General features: G+C 38.8%; 16 protein-coding genes. 2 read left to right on the forward strand and 14 right to left on the reverse strand.

Features of this window, described 5'->3' with window-relative positions:
- Positions 1-2 precede the first annotated feature (2 nt).
- The 6 genes from hscB to trmJ all read right to left on the reverse strand — a co-directional run bounded on the left by hscB (position 3) and on the right by trmJ (position 4034).
- A complete protein-coding gene (gene hscB, locus EHE21_RS12925; protein WP_088495053.1) occupies positions 3-524 on the reverse strand; it encodes a co-chaperone HscB in 522 nt (173 codons plus the stop codon).
- Between the two features lie 48 nt (positions 525-572).
- Complete coding sequence (gene iscA, locus EHE21_RS12930) at positions 573-896, reverse strand: iron-sulfur cluster assembly protein IscA (RefSeq protein WP_006533446.1); 324 nt, start codon at positions 894-896, stop codon at positions 573-575.
- Positions 897-985: 89 nt separating this feature from the next.
- A complete protein-coding gene (iscU, locus tag EHE21_RS12935; protein ID WP_023581622.1) occupies positions 986-1372 on the reverse strand; it encodes a Fe-S cluster assembly scaffold IscU in 387 nt (128 codons plus the stop codon).
- Positions 1373-1396: 24 nt separating this feature from the next.
- Positions 1397-2611: an IscS subfamily cysteine desulfurase gene (locus EHE21_RS12940; RefSeq protein WP_072063243.1), complete on the reverse strand. Its 1215-nt coding sequence runs from the start codon at positions 2609-2611 to the stop codon at positions 1397-1399.
- Between the two features lie 68 nt (positions 2612-2679).
- Complete coding sequence (gene iscR, locus EHE21_RS12945) at positions 2680-3174, reverse strand: Fe-S cluster assembly transcriptional regulator IscR (protein ID WP_006533450.1); 495 nt, start codon at positions 3172-3174, stop codon at positions 2680-2682.
- Between the two features lie 131 nt (positions 3175-3305).
- Complete coding sequence (gene trmJ, locus EHE21_RS12950) at positions 3306-4034, reverse strand: tRNA (cytosine(32)/uridine(32)-2'-O)-methyltransferase TrmJ (protein ID WP_088495051.1); 729 nt, start codon at positions 4032-4034, stop codon at positions 3306-3308.
- 124 nt (positions 4035-4158) lie between these two features.
- Here trmJ and suhB point away from each other — a divergent pair, with 124 nt between their 5' ends.
- The gene (gene suhB / locus EHE21_RS12955) at positions 4159-4962 is read left to right on the forward strand and encodes an inositol-1-monophosphatase (protein WP_023581619.1); all 804 of its coding nucleotides are present in this window, start codon (positions 4159-4161) and stop codon (positions 4960-4962) included.
- Between the two features lie 65 nt (positions 4963-5027).
- Here suhB and EHE21_RS12960 read toward each other — a convergent pair whose 3' ends face one another.
- The 4 genes from EHE21_RS12960 to glyA form a co-directional block, all read right to left on the reverse strand.
- Positions 5028-5699, reverse strand: a complete 672-nt coding sequence (locus tag EHE21_RS12960; RefSeq protein ID WP_194950869.1) for a CerR family C-terminal domain-containing protein — start codon at positions 5697-5699, stop codon at positions 5028-5030.
- Between the two features lie 26 nt (positions 5700-5725).
- A complete protein-coding gene (locus EHE21_RS12965; RefSeq protein WP_194950870.1) occupies positions 5726-6994 on the reverse strand; it encodes a M24 family metallopeptidase in 1269 nt (422 codons plus the stop codon).
- 167 nt (positions 6995-7161) lie between these two features.
- Positions 7162-8316, reverse strand: a complete 1155-nt coding sequence (locus tag EHE21_RS12970) for a 3-phenylpropionate MFS transporter (RefSeq protein ID WP_194950871.1) — start codon at positions 8314-8316, stop codon at positions 7162-7164.
- A gap of 92 nt (positions 8317-8408) precedes the next feature.
- The gene (gene glyA / locus EHE21_RS12975; protein ID WP_088495048.1) at positions 8409-9662 is read right to left on the reverse strand and encodes a serine hydroxymethyltransferase; all 1254 of its coding nucleotides are present in this window, start codon (positions 9660-9662) and stop codon (positions 8409-8411) included.
- A gap of 366 nt (positions 9663-10028) precedes the next feature.
- Between glyA and hmpA the strand changes: the two genes are divergently transcribed.
- Positions 10029-11228 (forward strand): NO-inducible flavohemoprotein, encoded by a 1200-nt coding sequence (hmpA, locus tag EHE21_RS12980; protein WP_194950872.1) that lies wholly within the window; start codon positions 10029-10031, stop codon positions 11226-11228.
- Positions 11229-11318: 90 nt separating this feature from the next.
- Here the strand turns inward: hmpA and EHE21_RS12985 are convergent, their stop codons facing one another.
- The 4 genes from EHE21_RS12985 to glrR form a co-directional block, all read right to left on the reverse strand.
- The gene (locus EHE21_RS12985) at positions 11319-11966 is read right to left on the reverse strand and encodes a hypothetical protein (RefSeq protein WP_194950873.1); all 648 of its coding nucleotides are present in this window, start codon (positions 11964-11966) and stop codon (positions 11319-11321) included.
- A gap of 274 nt (positions 11967-12240) precedes the next feature.
- Positions 12241-12579 carry a nitrogen regulatory protein P-II gene (gene glnB / locus EHE21_RS12990; RefSeq protein WP_023581614.1) on the reverse strand — a complete coding sequence of 113 codons (339 nt, stop codon included), beginning with the start codon at positions 12577-12579 and terminating at the stop codon, positions 12241-12243.
- Between the two features lie 15 nt (positions 12580-12594).
- Positions 12595-14211: an NAD+ synthase gene (locus tag EHE21_RS12995; RefSeq protein WP_088495045.1), complete on the reverse strand. Its 1617-nt coding sequence runs from the start codon at positions 14209-14211 to the stop codon at positions 12595-12597.
- Between the two features lie 73 nt (positions 14212-14284).
- Positions 14285-15622, reverse strand: a complete 1338-nt coding sequence (gene glrR, locus EHE21_RS13000; RefSeq protein ID WP_023581612.1) for a two-component system response regulator GlrR — start codon at positions 15620-15622, stop codon at positions 14285-14287.

The following is a 15622-nucleotide window of genomic DNA, read 5'->3' on the forward strand; positions in this document are numbered from 1 at the left end:
CCTTAAAAACCATCAAACAAGCGTTCTTCAAGTTGTTCTACTTGCTCTTTTAATTTCGCGAGAAAACGCAATTTTCTCACATTATCTGCAGCAACATCCCAAGTTTGATCCTCTAGCGTTTTGACCATTTCATCATGGCGTACTGTGTACATTTTTTCTAAACGCGCAGAAAAATCGGCTAACAAACTTTCGGCTTCAGCACTGTGTTCGATGTTATCCAGCTCTTCACGTAATGTGAGTTGCTCCATTAAAAAAGCAGTATCGTGCATCGTTTGTTGCTCATTAGCAATATCGATACCGTGTAATGAGAGCATGTATTCAGCTCTTGAGAGTGGATTTTTTAAGGTCTGATAAGCCTGATTGATGGTTGAAGCAAGCGAGATTGCTTGAGCCTGTTCTTTTTCAGACTGACCTGCAAAACGATCTGGGTGATATTGACGCTGCATATCTTGATAACGTGTAGCAAGTTGCTGTTTATCAATATCAAAACGATTAGGCATGCCTAATAGTGTGAAATAGTCCATACATCTACTCTTGGATTAATTAACGTTAATACTGTGTTTTAACACAAATTACACAGTGAAGCTTTCACCACAACCACACTCATTCGATACATTTGGGTTGTTAAATTTAAAGCCTTCGTTTAATCCTTCTTTGACGAAATCAAGCTCTGTTCCATCTAAATAGACCATGCTTTTACCATCAACGATAACTTTCACACCTTTGTCTTCAAAAACAGTATCTTCGTCATTGATGACATCAGCAAACTCAAGAACATAAGCCATTCCAGAACAACCGGATGTTCTTACGCCTAAACGTAAACCTTCACCTTTTCCACGGTTAGATAGGAAAGAGCGAACACGATTAGCGGCGGATTCTGTAAGGGAAATTGACATGGCACACCTCACTCATAAAGAACGAAAGCGGATACTGAAAAAAAGTTTCAGCATCCGCCAATATTTTATTTTTTTATTATAAAAGACAATTACTTGCCTTGGCGTTTGCTTTTATAGTCTGCAATCGCTGCTTTTATTGCATCTTCTGCAAGAATTGAACAGTGAATTTTCACTGGTGGTAATTCTAATTCTTCGGCAATTGCTGTGTTCTTAATAGATTCGGCTTCATCTAATGTTTTGCCTTTCATCCATTCTGTTACCAGTGAACTTGATGCAATTGCTGAACCACAACCATAAGTTTTAAAACGCGCATCTTCAATTACGCCATTATCGTCAACTTTGATTTGCAGTTTCATAACGTCACCACAAGCAGGTGCGCCAACCATACCACTCCCTACAGTAGGGTCATTATTATCAAATGATCCCACATTACGAGGGTTTTCATAATGATCAATTACTTTATCGCTATAAGCCATGATTTAACTCCTGAAAACGTCTGATTAATGGTGAGACCATTCGATACTGTTGATATCAACACCTTGTTTATGCATATCCCAAAGTGGAGAAAGATCACGTAAGCGACCAATTGCACTGTGGATTTGTTCAATTGCATAATCTATTTCTTCTTCTGTGGTGAAACGACCCAGAGAGAAGCGAATAGAACTGTGTGCAAGTTCATCAGTTAAACCTAACGCACGCAGTACATAAGAAGGTTCTAAACTTGCTGAAGTACAGGCTGAGCCTGAAGAAACAGCAAGATCTTTCAGTGCCATCATTAATGATTCACCTTCAACATAGTTGAAGCTCACATTAAGAATGTTTGGCGCAGTGTGTTCTAAAGAACCGTTGATATAAACTTCTTCGATATCTTTAATGCCATTCCATAAACGCAAACGTAATTCGTTTAAGCGTTTAGTTTCATCAGCCATTTCTTCTTTCAAAATACGGTAAGCTTCGCCCATACCCACAATTTGGTGAACGGCTAATGTACCTGAACGCATACCACGCTCATGTCCGCCACCATGCATTTGTGCTTCTAAACGAATACGTGGTTTACGACGAACATAAAGTGCACCGATACCCATAGGACCGTAAACTTTATGCGCAGAAAGAGAAAGTAAATCAACTTTTAACTTAGAAAGATCAATCGGTAATTTACCAACGCTTTGTGTTGCGTCTACATGGTAAATAATACCTTTGCTACGGCATAATTCACCGATAGCAGCAATATCTTGTACAACACCAATTTCGTTATTTACATGCATGATAGAAACTAAAATAGTGTCTTCACGCATCGCTTCTTCAAGCTCTTTCAGGTCAATTAGACCATCACTTTTTGGTGCTAAATAAGTGACTTCAAAACCTTCACGCTCAAGTTGACGACAAGTGTCTAAAATGGCTTTATGTTCGGTTTTTGAAGTGATGATGTGCTTACCTTTTTTCTGGTAAAAGTTAGCAACACCTTTTAGTGCGAGGTTATCAGCTTCAGTTGCGCCTGATGTGAATACGATTTCACGAGGATCTGCACCGATTAAATCAGCAATCTGATTACGTGCAATATCAATAGCTTCTTCTGCTTGCCAACCAAAACGGTGTGAACGAGAGGCTGGGTTACCAAAAATGCCATCAATAGTCAGGCATTGCATCATTTTTTCAGCAACTCGTGGATCAACAGGAGTGGTTGCTGAATAATCTAGATAAATGGGTAATTTCATTGCTCACTAACTCCAAAGACGACGGATCTTCTTTAATAATTTTGTTTTTGCCTACCTAGAGATCGCCGTTAAACTCGCATATTAACAATGGTTTCTTGTAAACGACCATTAATAGCATGGCGTTTTTCATTGTCTTGACGATCGGCGACATCCATAACCTCTTCGTTATTTACTAACTCTTCAAGGCTGATACTGCTTAGGAAACTGGTTATACGATCACTTAAATCACGCCACAAAGTATGAGTCAGGCAACGATCGCCACCTTGACAACCTTCTTTGTTACCCTGACAACGGGTAGCATCGACAGATTCATCAACCGCAGAAATAACTTGAGCAACAAAAATTTGTCCTGCATCACGACCTAATAAATAGCCGCCACCAGGACCACGAACACTTGCGACTAATTCATTTTTGCGCAAACGTGAGAAAAGCTGCTCAAGATAAGAAAGGGAAATCCCTTGACGCTCTGAAATATCAGCGAGGGGGACAGGGCCTTGCTGTGAATGCAATGCAACATCAAGCATTGCAGTAACTGCGTAACGCCCTTTTGATGTCAGTCTCATAACAAATACTCCGTGGTGAACAATAATCAAATTGTGTCATTCCCGAGTAATTTAGTCAACTATTTATCCGAGTGTTTTAGTCAAGTATTATACTCAGCCAAAAGTTGACTTAAGTTAATCAACTTTGCCCTCTATTTCTTAGCCCATTTCTCAACTGACGTCAGGATACCACGTAAGATATGAAGCTCTTGTGTTTCTGGGCGCGCACGCGTAAATAGACGGCGTAAACGGCTCATCACTTGTCCCGGATGTTTAGGACGAATAAAACCAGATTCATTAAGCACCTGCTCTAAATGAACGTAAAAACGTTCTATATCATCTGCTGGTGGATAATCAATCTCTGATGGGCTATTTTCCTCTTGTTTTTCTTCTTGGGCAAGTGCTGCCATACGAATTTCATAACTAACAAGCTGAACAGCCATCGCTAAATTTAAAGAACCATATTCTGGATTAGTCGGAACATACAGATGAAAATCACATTTTTGTAATTCTTCATTAGTTAAACCTGTGCGTTCACGGCCAAAAATAACAGCAACAGGCTTATTTTTAGCTTCCATAACGCAACGCTCACCACATTCACGAGGTGCAAGCATTGGCCAAGAAAGTGTACGGCTACGGGCGCTTGTTCCTATGACTAAACCACAGCCTTCAATCGCTTCATCGATACTATTAACAATATGTGCATTGCCAATAACATCACTTGCACCTGCTGATAGGGCAATAGAATGTGAATCTGGTTTTTCTTTTGGATTAACAAAATAAAGATTGGTTAATCCCATGGTTTTCATAGCACGAGCTGTAGAGCCCATATTGCCTGTATGCGAGGTTTCTACAAGGATGATGCGAATATTTTCTAACATTGATTTCTTGTTAATTGCTTTGTGATCCATCTATTTTATCACAATTGTAGCCAGAAACACGAATGCCTGTTATACTCTCGCACGTTTTTTATCCCCGTTCTTTAACATCTTGTGGAAGATAACCATGCATCCGATGCTGAATATTGCCATACGTGCCGCACGTAAGGCTGGTAATTTAATCGCCAAAAATTACGAAAATCCTGAATCTGTAGAAACTAATCAGAAAGGTACCAATGATTTTGTCACTAACGTTGACCGTGACGCAGAACAAGCAATCATTGAAATCATCCGTAAATCTTATCCAAAACACACCATTATTACGGAAGAAAGTGGCGAGTTACTCGGTGAAGATCACGACATACAATGGGTTATTGATCCACTTGATGGCACGACTAACTTCATTAAACGTCTTCCACACTTCTCTGTTTCTATTGCTGTACGCATTAAAGGCCGTACTGAAGTGGCTGTTGTTTACGATCCTATGCGTAACGAATTATTCTCAGCCGTTCGTGGTCAAGGTGCACAGTTAAATGGTTATCGTCTACGTGGCTCTAACGCTCGCGATTTAGACGGTGCAGTTCTTGCGACTGGTTTCCCATTCAAAAGCAAACAACATTCAGCTGCTTACATGAATATGTTAGGTAAACTGTTTGTACCTTGTGCTGATTTCCGCCGCACTGGTTCAGCAGCTTTAGATTTAGCTTATGTTGCAGCTGGTCGTGTTGATGGTTTCTTTGAGATTGGCTTAAAACCTTGGGATTTCTTAGGTGGCGAATTAATCGCTCGTGAAGCAGGTGCTATCGTTTCTGACTTTACTGGTAATCATGGCTACCTACAAACAGGTAATATTGTTGCAGGTAATCCACGTGTTGTCAGAGCATTATTAGCTGAAATTCGTAGTGAATTAACAGATGCATTAAAACGTTAATTTCGTTGATACGAATAAAATATATACAAAGAAAAAGACCATAATATTATGGTCTTTTTTATTACCTACTGATTTATTGTTAATAGTGCATTTACTGATAATTGGCTAATTTCTTGGGCTATTTTATCTAATAACTGCGATGTCATTTCCTGTTTATCAATACGTAATAAAAATGCTTTTCTCGCGATCACAAACCCAAGTATTTGCCCAATAACGGCATGAGCACGAATAGTAGTCGTTAATGTGTCACTCTTTTTATCGATTAATTCGATAAGATGAGATAGTCGTAAATGAAAAGGCTCAATTAAATTACGATAAATCAGCTCATAATTTTCAGTTGGCTCCAGTTGCTCACGTAAAATCAACTGACTGTAATAATGGCGTTCAGGTGCTAATAAAGCGCGCGTTAATCCCGAGACTAATAAAGGGATCAGAGAAGCAAGTAATTCACGATCTAACTCATTTTCTTTTAATAAAAACTGAAGCTTATTATCAAATTGGTCAAAATGAATTTCTGACGCTAATTCTGTCGCAATATATTGAATAACGGCAGTATAAACGCCTAGTTTTCCACCAAAATGATAAGGAATTGCTGATTGATTAACACCAGCATCCTGCGCAAGTTGTCTCGTTCTCAACCCACTAATTCCGTGTAGTGCAAAAAGCTTAATACCTTCTTGTACTAACTTTTCTTGAGTCTGTTCTGTACTTATCGCGGTTTTACTGGTGTTTTTCATTGTTTATTAACTATTTATTATTAGGCTTATAAATCAGCCCGCATTAATTGTGTTGAGTTTGAATTTAACTCAATCCCTTTACATTTACCAACTACAACCGTACCACCTAAGTTACATAAGTGATGACCAAAGCCACAGTTAGGTTCAAACGCAAACGTCATGCCCTCTTGTAATACAAGCTCTCGACCCGGGTTTGGTAATCGTTCAATTTGTTTATAACGACTCGCCAATGGTAATGATTCGATACCCGGAGCAGTACCAAAACCAATAGGTCCATAAGGATTGATGCTATGGATAAGAGGATGCACATGCCATCCCCCTGATTGTAATAATGGTTTTTCCATTAAATCAACCACTTCACCAAAAGTAATGCCTGCCTTTAAATGCTCAACACCTATTTCATAGCATTCACGAGCAACCAAAGCGGCTTTTTCTAAATTATCATGAATTTTCCCCACTGCAACAGCGGCTTGGTGTTGTGTTTCATACATCCCATATAAAGCGAAAATTTCTGATAACACAATGTCGCCCATTTGAATTTCACGAGGTGCTTGTGAGCGATATTGCCAAGCAGGAGGACCCCAACCGATATACTCAGAGCCTGATCCCATTAGAATTTCAGCCGTAAACCCACCTCTGGATAAGCAAGTTGCAGTAATCGCAGCTGCAAGATCAGCTTCTGTCGCCCCAGGTCTGGTTGTGACGCGCATTGTTTCACTCATTGCTTCACCAATAGCGGCGGCATATCTTACATGTGTCAGTTCTTCTTCACTTTTAACGGATGCACGTTTAAAGAAATCACGATAAACACAACTAAATTTCGCATAAGGGAATGCATCCTTAATACCGTTTAGAGTATTAAATGGCATTGCACCATCAAAATAGAATGGAGGATAAGGCTCTAAGCCAATAACACCAATATGTGCATTTTGTTGCACACCCATTTCTTTTAGTAATTGAGCAATATTACGCCCTGTTTTTCCTACAACAAGATTATCTTCATCAATCCACTGCAAATCACCACGTAGCTTTGCTTGCATATGATCGGCGATCATCATTGGTGCAAAAGTGACTATCAATGGTTTTTTATCTTCATGAAAAATAACAACCGATCCTAGTCGGTCATTTGTAAAATAGTGATCAATACAAAATGGTGCCGGCGCGGCGGATTCTCTATCACCATAGACAATCAATGTATCTAACTGATTATCTTTCATAATATCTCTAGCTAACAGCCAGCGTCTGTCTCTTTCTTGTAAAGAAAAACTGGCTGGGATCACTGATTTATTGTTCATAACAATACCTTTTTTGCATTCATTCATTTGAATGAATTAAATCTAAACCTAATATTTAGAATGGTCAATTATTCGTTTGATCAAAAAATGCGCTTTTAAAGGAGAAAATAAAAAGATCTGCAATATCAAGGGACATTACAGATCTTAATTTTTATAAAATAGAGAAATTAGGTATTTTGAGGTTGTACTCTTGGTCTGATAAACATAGCAGGGATCGTTAATGCTGCCATTAACCAGAAGATCAACGACTCTTGATTAGGAAGTTTTTCATACAACCAACCAGAGACAATGGTCATGATCGCAATACTTCCACCCATCGCCAAAGCCGAATACACCGCTTGTAGACGAATAATTTCGTGCTCTTGACGTGCACTAATAAAGCGCATTGCCGCTAAATGGCACACCGTAAACGTACCACTATGTAAGATTTGAACAACAATAAGTGCGGGTAATGCGGTAAAACTACCCATTAACCCCCAACGTAAAAGTCCAGCAAAAGCAGAAAGTAAGAGTAGATTTCTTGCGCTCCAGCGGCGGAATAAACGATGGCTGAGCATAAAAACAACCACCTCTGAAACCACACCTAATGACCAAAGATAGCCGATTGTTGCGGTGTCATACCCTGCTTTTTCCCAATAAAGTGCACTAAAACCATAATAAGCAGCGTGCGCACCTTGCAGTAAAGAGACACACAACAGAAAACGCCAAACTGGTCCATCTGAAATGAGTTTCATAAAAGACACATTGCTGTGTTCTGCTTTTTTCACTTTACCCTGTGGCATAACTTTAGGGCGGAGCATAGATGTCAGGAATAGTGCAAAAGTACTGGCAATCAATCCATAAAGAATAATGGGATGTCCAAAAGCATCAATTAAAACACCTAGCAATGATGAGCTAATAATAAAAGCGATTGAGCCCCAAACGCGGATTTTCCCATAGTCAAAAGGAAACTGTTTTTGCCACGTTCCAGCTAGAGAATCCCCTAAAGGCACCATCGGTGAAAAGAAAACGTTAAATCCTGTCATTACAAAGAATAACCATGCCCAATGGCTACCCATCATAAATGCAACAGTAAAAAGTAATGAGAGAAAAGCAAACAATCTCAATGCAGTAATAAGTTTTGACGGATCCTTTACCGCAGGCGTTAAAATTAGGCTACCAACAAAACGTGCGGTTAAACCTACACCTAATAACAGACCTATCATTGCAGGATCGACACCCTCACCTTTTAGCCATATGGACCAAAAGGGTAAAAAGATGCCGTATGAAAAGAAATAGGTAAAATAATCTAAGGCAAGCCACAATGTTGATGGAATAACCATCCAATCCCCCATTTTTAAGATGCAAAAAAACCCGCCAAGAACAAGTTCTCGAAGCGGGCTTGTACAACGGGTTTTATTATATCGTTACAAACTTATGCGTAAACTGGAAATTTAGCGCAGATATCCAAGACTTTTTGTTTCACTTTCTCAATGTTCGCTTCATCATTGATATTATCAAGGACATCACACATCCAACCGGCTAATTCACGAGCTTCCGCTTCTTTAAAACCACGACGTGTAATCGCTGGAGAACCGATACGAACACCAGAAGTTACAAATGGGCTACGTGGATCATTTGGTACGCTGTTTTTGTTAACAGTGATATTTGCACGACCCAGTGCAGCATCTGCATCTTTACCTGTAATATCTTTATCAACTAAATCTAATAAAAACAGGTGGTTTTCAGTTCCGCCAGACACTACTTTATAACCGCGATCTAAGAAAACTTCTACCATTGCTTTCGAGTTTTTAGCAACTTGTTGCTGATAAACTTTAAATTCTGGCTCCATAGCTTCTTTTAATGCAACCGCTTTACCTGCAATAACATGCATTAAAGGGCCACCTTGAGAGCCAGGGAATACAGCAGAGTTCAGTTTTTTATAAAACTCTTCATCGCCACCTTTAGCAAGGATAAGACCACCGCGTGGACCTGCTAAAGTTTTATGGGTTGTTGTTGTAACAACATGTGCATGAGGAACAGGGTTAGGATAAACACCTGCTGCAACCATACCTGCAACGTGAGCCATATCAACAAATAAGAATGCACCAATACTGTCTGCGATTTCGCGCATTTTAGCCCAATCAACCAGACCAGAATAAGCAGAGAATCCGCCAATGATCATTTTTGGTTGATGTTTTTTAGCTTGAATAGCGATATCTTCGTAATCAATTTTACCTGATTCATCAATACCATAAGGTACGATGTTATACAGTTTACCAGAGAAGTTAACTGGTGAACCATGAGTTAAGTGACCGCCTTGCGCTAAGTTCATACCTAAAACAGTATCACCTGGTTTTAACAATGCCATATAGACAGCGGCATTCGCTTGAGAGCCTGAGTGAGGCTGTACGTTAGCGTAATCTGCACCAAATAATGCTTTTGCACGATCGATAGCCAGTTGCTCTACAACATCCACATACTCACAACCACCGTAGTAACGTTTCCCCGGATAGCCTTCAGCATATTTATTTGTCAGCTGAGATCCCTGCGCCTGCATAACACGAGGGCTGGTATAGTTTTCAGAAGCAATAAGTTCGATGTGCTCTTCTTGACGAGTCACTTCACCTTCCATTGCATTCCATAATTCTGGATCGTAATCAGCAATATTCATTTCACGTTTTAACATTCACATCTCCTGACTCAGCTAACTTCACTAAAGACAAACTCCCATGCGGGAGAAAGAATGGCATACAGTGTAAACTCTTTTTCTTCATTGAGATAGCCCCTAATGAAAAAATACGCAATCGTTTGCCATCCAACTATAACAGCACATTATTACTTTTTAACAACCCAATTTTATCCTGTACTTATTCCCCTTTTTGAGGCACATCTCGCCTTATTTTGCAAACACCCCGCATCATTCTCTAAGAATTGAGATTTTTTGTTAAAAAATAAAAACAGAGATTTACAAAATAATCAAAAAGAGATAAGTTGCATATAAAATACAATTTATAAAAATTCACAATAAACTGAAAATCTTTCAGGAGCAATTATGTTAGATGCACAAACTATCGCGACAATTAAATCAACCATTCCCCTCATTGCTAAAACGGGTCCTGCATTAACCGCCCACTTTTATGACCGAATGTTTTCTCGCCATCCAGAATTAAAAGATATTTTCACCATGAGCCATCAAAGCAGTGGCGCACAACGCGAAGCCTTATTTAATGCGATATGCGCTTATGCGACGAACATTGAAAACTTAGCCACCATTTTGCCTGCCGTTGAGAAAATTGCACAAAAACATGTCAGTTTAAATATTCTTCCTGAGCACTATCCCATCGTCGGTGAAAATTTATTAGCAACAATTGATGAGATGTTTAGTCCTGGACAAGAGGTGTTAGATGCTTGGGGAGCAGCTTATCAAGTATTGGCTGATGTCTTTATCAATCGTGAAGAACAAATTTATCAGCAAAAAGAACAAACAAGCGGCGGTTGGAGAGGATTACGAAACTTTAAAGTTAAACATAAAGTAAAACAAAGTGATGTCATTACCAGTTTTGAATTAGAGCCAGAAGATGGACTTTCTGTGACTCCTTATCAAGCTGGACAATATTTAAGCCTTTATATCCGTGATGAGCGCCTTGAAAATCAAGAAATACGTCAATATTCATTAACTCAATCATCAAATAATAAAACCTATCGCATTGCAGTAAAACGCGAAGATAAAGGTATTTTATCGAGTTTTCTTCATGACCATATTCAAGAAGGTGATACTTTGCAAGTTGCCGCACCAGGGGGCGATTTCTATTTAGATGTATCACCAACAACCCCCGTAACCTTAATTTCAGCAGGTGTAGGTTTAACGCCAATGCTGTCGATGTTGCACACACTTTCAGCTCATCAAGCTAATATTAATTGGTTACATGCGGCTGAACATGGTGGCGTTCATGCGTTTAAAGATGAGGTTAATCAAGTCAGCAATCAACTTTCACACTATCAACAAGCGATATGGTATCGCACACCACGCACTGAAGATGTACAAAATAAAGATTATCAATTCGAAGGTTTAATGACATTAAAACAAGTTGAAGATTGGTTAGCTATTCCTGATATGCATTTCTATTTTTGTGGCCCATTACCTTTTATGCAATCTGTTGCTAAACAACTTATGGAACTGGGTATTAATAGTGAAAAGCTTCATTATGAATGTTTTGGTCCTCATGCTGTTATTACACAAGACTTACAATAAAAATACCTTCATTAACGTTCAATTTTAAATTGAATAAAAAAAGCGCTGGTTATATTTATCAGCGCTTTTCTTGGTTATTTCACTACCTTTTTATGGTCGATATTTATTTTCAATCGCAGCGGGAATAACATGATCTTTGGCAGAAAAACCATACCAAATAACACTAATTAAACAGAGCGTATAACCAAATAATTCACTGCCTTCTTCCACCATATTTTTAACGGCGCGGTTATAATCCTCACCCAATAATTTATGCCAAAGTATTCCCATGCCAAATAGACGAGAGAACAATAAAATACATAATAAACCAGCAACTAACATCCCATGGCTTGGGTGAGTAATGAAGTGAATTAAGCCTTTTAACGTTCTTTTACCTTCTCTAATTGCAATAGCAATACAAATAAATGTCACCGTTAGAGCAAACCAAACCCAAGATCCGTGTGCAATCTGATCAAAAACACCATCTAACTCACGAATTAAAATACACAAGAAAAAGCCCATAATAAGCGTGAACGCTCCCCGTTGTTCACTGTTCTGGCATGCTTTAATAAAAAAGAATAAGCAAATAATGGCGACGATGATTTCTTGACCTAATTCAGTTACTGACGTTTCAGAAATACCATTATCAAGAACTAAAATATCAAGAAAAATAAATCCCGTTGTGATAGCGATTAACACTGCTGCACATAAAAATAAAGCGAGACGCTTTAATAAATAATTAAACACTATTTTGCCCATACCTTAATAATTTTTTAATATGATGATAATAACTTTCCTTAAAAGTTATTGAATAACATTTTGTGCCTTAAAGTTCATAAAAAATAGTAAAATAAATTGTTCAGTATCTTCAATAGACTTGCATAAGATATAAATAGCATTATAGGCAAAACATTAAAAAATGAATTATGCGCAAGAAAAAGAAAAAGCCCGATATTTTGATTAAAAATATCGGGCTTTAATAAAAATAAATAATATAAATATTTGGCTTAAGTTTAATTACTATATAGCTTAACTAAATAGCCTCTTCGTCTTGTTCGCCAGTACGAATACGAATAACACGACTCACATCGAAGACAAAAATCTTACCATCACCAATTTTACCTGTTTGTGCCGTTGTCATAATTGTATCTACACAAGTTTCAACAATTTCATCAGAGACAACAATTTCAATCTTCACTTTAGGTAAAAAATCGACCATGTATTCAGCACCGCGGTAAAGCTCAGTATGCCCTTTTTGGCGACCAAAACCTTTCACTTCTGTTACGGTCATTCCCGTGATACCCACTTCGCCGAGTGCTTCTCTTACATCATCTAATTTAAACGGCTTAATTATCGCTTCAATTTTTTTCATCGTATTATCCTGCTATTACCAGTTGTGGCGACCAAAACCGCTTGTAATTGGGTATCTGCGATCTTTACCAAAATTACGACTTGTAATACGTGGCCCAACAGGGGCTTGACGTCGCTTGTATTCATTAATATCGACTAATTTTATCACTTTACGGACAGTCGCTTCATCAAATCCAGCCGCAACTAAATCAGATACAGATTTATCTTGCTCAACATAGCCTTCAAGAATGGCATCCAAAATATCATAAGGAGGCAGATTATCTTGGTCTGTTTGTCCCGGTGCAAGTTCTGCTGATGGTGGTCTATCAATAACACGCTGAGGAATAGCAGGTGAAAGTGTATTACGATATTTAGAAAGCTCGAATACTAATGTTTTAGGTACATCTTTTAGTACATCAAAACCACCAGCCATATCACCATACAATGTGGAATACCCCACAGCTGATTCACTTTTATTGCTTGTAGTTAATACTAAACGACGGCGTTTATTCGACATTGCCATTAAAATAACAGCGCGACAACGTGCTTGTAGATTTTCCTCTGTAGTATCTGCGGCAGTATCTTTAAACATAGGTGCAAGCTGCGCCATAAAAGCATCAAACATAGGTTCAATAGAAACCGTATCAAACTCAACACCTAATAAATCTGCTTGCTCTTTAGCGTCATGAATACTCATTTCTGAAGTATAACGAAATGGCATCATAACAGCCTGAACACTCTCTTTGCCTAAAGCATCAGCGGCGATAGCAACGGTTAATCCAGAGTCAATACCACCAGATAACCCTAGAATAGCCCCTTTAAAACCGTTCTTAGTGACGTAATCACGCGTTGCAAGTACTAATGCTTGATAAACTTGCGCTAAAGGTGAAAGTTCTGGAGCAGGATCTGCCATTGGGATAATGTTTAATTCGTCGAATTCAACAATAGCAGTCTGTTCATCAAATGCAGCTAAACGATGTGTAATAGCACCCCGTTCATCAAATACTTTTGAACAACCATCAAATACCAACTCATCCTGACCACCAATTTGGTTAAGATAGATCACTGGAAGGTGTGTTCTTTGGCAATGTTCTTTAATGAGCTGTGTACGAACATGCGGTTTTTCACGATTATAAGGTGAAGCATTAATAGATAGAACGAGATCAGCACCCGCTTGTTTTAATGCATCAATAGGTTCATTGATCCAGATATCTTCACAAATTAACAAACCTAAGTGATAACCTTTAAACGGAACCACACAACGCTCATTTCCTTGTTGGAAATAACGCTTCTCATCAAACACACCATAATTAGGTAATTGCTGTTTGAAATAACGCGCTTGTAATTCACCTTTATAGAAAAATGAAAGTGCGTTATAAATTTTGCCGTTTTGCCACCAAGGATGACCAACAACAATCGCTATTTTTTTGCTTGCTTGTTCTAAACGCGTAAGTTGTGTTTCACAACGCTGTTGGAAATCAGGACGAAATAGCAGATCTTCAGGAGAGTAACCGCATAAAGCCAGCTCAGAAAACATGACCAGATCGGCATCTTCTTGTGCTTTAACGGTAGATAACATGCGTTCGCAGTTACCTTCAATATCACCAACAACCCAATTAAGTTGAGCCATGGCGAGTTTTAGTTTACGACTCATAAAAATTAGTCTCTCCGCTATCTTCCGCATAAAAGGAAAGTTAGTTTAAAAATATATTCGTTATCTGAAAAGGTTATTCTTTAAAATCATTCGCATCTAGCTCATGACGAGATAACAATTTATAAAACTCAGTTCGATTGCGCCCAGCCATACGTGCAGCTTGAGTCACATTGCCTTTTGTCATTTGCAAAAGCTTTCTCAAATAGGTCATTTCAAAATGACCTCTTGCTTCTGCAAATGTGGGCAGCGCCGTATTTTCACCTTGTAAGGCCTGTGTTACAAGCGCTTCACTAATCACGGGGGCTGTTGTTAATGCAACACATTGCTCAATAACGTTAACTAATTGACGCACATTACCCGGCCAACTTGCTGTCATTAAGCATTTCATCGCATCGGTTGAAAAGCTTCGGACAAAAGGTTTATGGCGTTTCGCTGACTCTCTCAATAAGTGATTAGCAAGAATAGGAATATCTTCAGCTCTCTCACTTAATGTCGGAATACGTAAATTAACCACATTTAAACGATAGAACAGATCTTCACGAAATTCATTACGTTCCATCGCTTTAGGTAAATCACGATGCGTTGCAGAAAGGATACGTACATCAATATCAATATCGCGATTACTGCCTAATGGGCGAACTTTTCGCTCTTGTAAAACACGTAATAATTTAACTTGCAATGCCATTGGCATGTCGCCAATTTCATCTAAAAATAGAGTGCCCCCTTCGGCTGCCTGAAATAATCCTTCACGACTACTCACAGCTCCTGTAAAAGCACCTTTCGCATGACCAAATAGTTCAGATTCTAAAAGTTGCTCAGGTAAGGCACCACAGTTAATAGCAATAAAAGGTTTTTTCGCTCTAGGGCTTGCGCGATGAATGGCTTGAGCAAGAACTTCTTTACCCGTACCGCTTTGACCATTGATAAGCACACTGACATCAGATTGAGCGACTAGTTTTGCTTGTTCTAATAAACGTAACATTTGCGGGCTACGTGTCACGATATCTTTTGACCACTCTTCATCTGAAACAATAGTGACAAGTTCCAGCGCTTCATCAATCGCTTTATAAAGTGCGTCTCTATCAACGGGTTTAGTTAAGAAGCTAAATACACCTTGCTGTGTTGCAGCTACAGCATCAGGAATAGAGCCATGAGCCGTAAGAATGATCACCGGCATGCCAGGTTGTTGCCGTTGTATCTCAGCAAACAACGCCATCCCATCCATTTCATCCATTCGGAGATCGCTGATAACAAGGTCTATTTTTTCTTTTAAGAGAAGTTTTAGTGCTTCTTGTCCACTTTCAGCGGTGAAGATATGAAAACCCTCACTTGTTAATCGCATACCAAGTAACTTTAATAACCCAGGATCGTCATCGACAAGTAAAAGATTTGCTGATTTATGGCCAGCCAT

The sequence above is a fragment of the Proteus sp. GOKU genome (assembly GCF_015475555.1).
In the GTDB taxonomy this organism is placed as follows: Bacteria; Pseudomonadota; Gammaproteobacteria; order Enterobacterales; family Enterobacteriaceae; genus Proteus; species Proteus mirabilis_B.